Below are 2642 nucleotides of genomic sequence, written 5' to 3' on the forward strand. Positions count from 1 at the left end.
AGTGAAACCTCTCCATTTTGGTATAATTTGGTGTAAGGTTCTCCAATTGTTTTATTATCTGCTGAAATAAAGTATGAAACATTTTCCTCAATCATTTTGTCTGTAAAATTGGTATTGTTCGATATTTTATCTACTGAAGGGATTTCCTTGATTAAATTAAAAGACATGTCTCCTCCACGATCTGCCCATATGGTTTTGTTCATGTAGTTGGGGTCGTGTTCAATCAGCCAGTTTGCAACTGCCTTTTCTTCTGATGCGGCGGTCATGAAATTAGGGTGCATCTGATTGTCAAATGTGTGTGGACTGTTTGACATGGCATAGACTCCGGAACATAACAGAATGAAGCATACCAGTCCTATCGGAGCTATGGCCTTGATTTTTTCAATATGTTTTATTGATTTTATTTTTTCCAAAATCAGCTCGATTGACAGGATTATTGAGTATGCTATGAACGGCAGCATAGGAATGAAGTACCTGTCCACTTTGATGTGATAGTATGTGAAAAAGACAAAGTTAACGATACACCAGTAGAACATGATAAAATCGAGACTGAAGAAGTCTGTTTTCGTTTTTCGAAGTAGTCTGTATAGTGCAAGCAGGGCTATTGAAAGTATTATCTCAGAATAGATTACTGATATTTTAACGTATGTTGCTAAAAAGATAATCAATCCTAAAATGAATATGGCCAATTTGATTTTTTTATCTTCAGATTTCAGTATTTCTCTATTTTCCGCTCCAAACAGTTTTGTGAAGTATAAGACAAATCCTGCAACCATGATTGCCATCAGTACGTATGAATTTATTGATGGACAGCCTCCAATCCAGTGCATTTCGTTAAATAGAAATACTCCTGGTTTCAGTGAGTATGGGATGAAATTTTCGCATCCTAAATAAATCGGAAGATTTTTCAGGTAATATGTGAAATAGTGCTGCAGTGAGGTTACATCCTGGGCTTTTCCTGAAATGTCCTGACCCTGGGATAGGAAAAACATTCCGATGTCCATGTGAATATAGATGCCTATAAATATTGCAAAGACTATTCCTCCGCAGGCGATTGCGATGAGGATGTGTTTGAGATTTTCTTTGATGTACTCTACAGGATTTTCAACAAGCAGATACATCATCAGCAATACCGGAACCATCAAAAGACCTGTGAATCTTGTAAAGAAACCTAAAATAACTAAAGGAAACGCAATGTATGAAAATCTAATATCCTTTCTGAATGAGAGTATCATAAAGTATACTGACCAGATTGAGAAGCATACTCCAGGAATGTCTATCATTCCCTTTGTAATCCACACCATTATCAGTGGGAATGTGGAAAAAACCATTGAACCGGTAAAACTTAAAACTTCATTGAATCTTAATCTCAATAAGAAATACATTCCAAGACCTGCAAACAGATAGAATGAACTGCTTACAAGTATTATTGTCGAGTCTGAAATAAATCCGAGCCTGAAAAATATTGAAGTTATCATTGGAACAAGAGGTGACAATCCTCTTGTATCTGCCAATCCTGTATCATGGCCGGCATAAAAAAGAGCATTATTCAGATAGAAGAATACGTCCCTTACGTAGTATACTCCGGCTTTAAGGTCAATATTTAACAATAGCACTATGATTGCCAATAGAATTATTGTCAATGAAGATAGTGCAATAATATCCTTTTTGTGTTCATTGAAGTTCATAAGCTCTCCTCATTAAAATGATCCGAATACGAATGCAGCAAATGCAATCAGCATTCCTATTTTCAAATATTTTGAAACTTTTCCTGCAGTTTGTCTGTCCTGATTTCTGATAATTAGGATTGCTGAGTAAAGGAACAGTAAAACTGCAATTGCTATTACAATCAGATAGTAGAAACCGAAAATATTGTAGAAATATAATAAAGGGCATAATGCACAGTCAATCAGTATTAATATAAACGCCAATATTGCGGGGATTTTCTCACCAACCAGAATAGGCAATGTTCTGGCACCTTCCGCTTTGTCCCCTTCTATGTCTTCAATATCTTTTACAATCTCACGTGCGGTTGTCATTACAAATGCAAAGAATCCTAAAAATATTGATGTCAGAATTATTGTAGGGTTGCCTATGGTGAATCCTCCAAATACAAATCCGAAACCGGTCATAAAACCCACTGCAAGATTTCCGACGAGAGGTGTTGATTTTAATGTGGATGCATATAAATAAAGCACTATATCTGCCATCAGCACTATTATGAATGGAATCCAATTGCCTGTAAGAAAACTAATTAAAAATCCGCATATTGTTCCAAGCAGGAACAGTAAATAACCGTAGTTTCTTCCGTTTTTAAGGGATATTCTACCTGAGGGTATTGGTCTTTCTGGCTTGTTGATTAAATCGATATTATAATCAAAGTAATCGTTTATCACATTTCCTGCTGCTGTTTCAAAAAATACTGCAAGTATTGCAAGAAATATCGGCAAACTAAAAGTTTTATCTATAATTGCAATTAAAATTATGGTTATAGCGCCCATCACCGCATTTCCTGGCCTTAAAATTTCAATGTATGGATTCATTATATTTTTCCCCACGATTTATAATTTTATATATGTATAATTAATAAGTAATAATTTATTGCATTTTTTTAGATTTTTGCTAAATAAAACATAATTTTA

2 protein-coding genes are annotated in these 2642 nt (G+C 34.8%); both read right to left on the reverse strand.

Translation table 11 applies throughout. The features are described from left to right. A partial coding sequence (locus tag ACKI2P_RS07255; RefSeq protein WP_407376376.1) for a glycosyltransferase family 39 protein occupies positions 1-1688 on the reverse strand: 1688 nt, incomplete at its 3' end. A 12-nt stretch (positions 1689-1700) separates the two neighbouring features. Continuing rightward, the gene (locus ACKI2P_RS07260) at positions 1701-2543 is read right to left on the reverse strand and encodes a UbiA family prenyltransferase (RefSeq protein ID WP_407376378.1); all 843 of its coding nucleotides are present in this window, start codon (positions 2541-2543) and stop codon (positions 1701-1703) included. Positions 2544-2642 lie beyond the last annotated feature (99 nt).

Origin of the sequence: Methanobrevibacter sp., from assembly GCF_045541095.1 — an archaeon.
Lineage (GTDB): Archaea > Methanobacteriota > Methanobacteria > Methanobacteriales > Methanobacteriaceae > Methanocatella.

Excerpts from the sequence above, each read along its gene's own strand:
- ACKI2P_RS07260 (WP_407376378.1), bottom strand. The coding sequence starts at position 2,543 with ATGAATCCATACATTGAAATTTTAAGGCCAGGAAATGCGGTGATGGGC.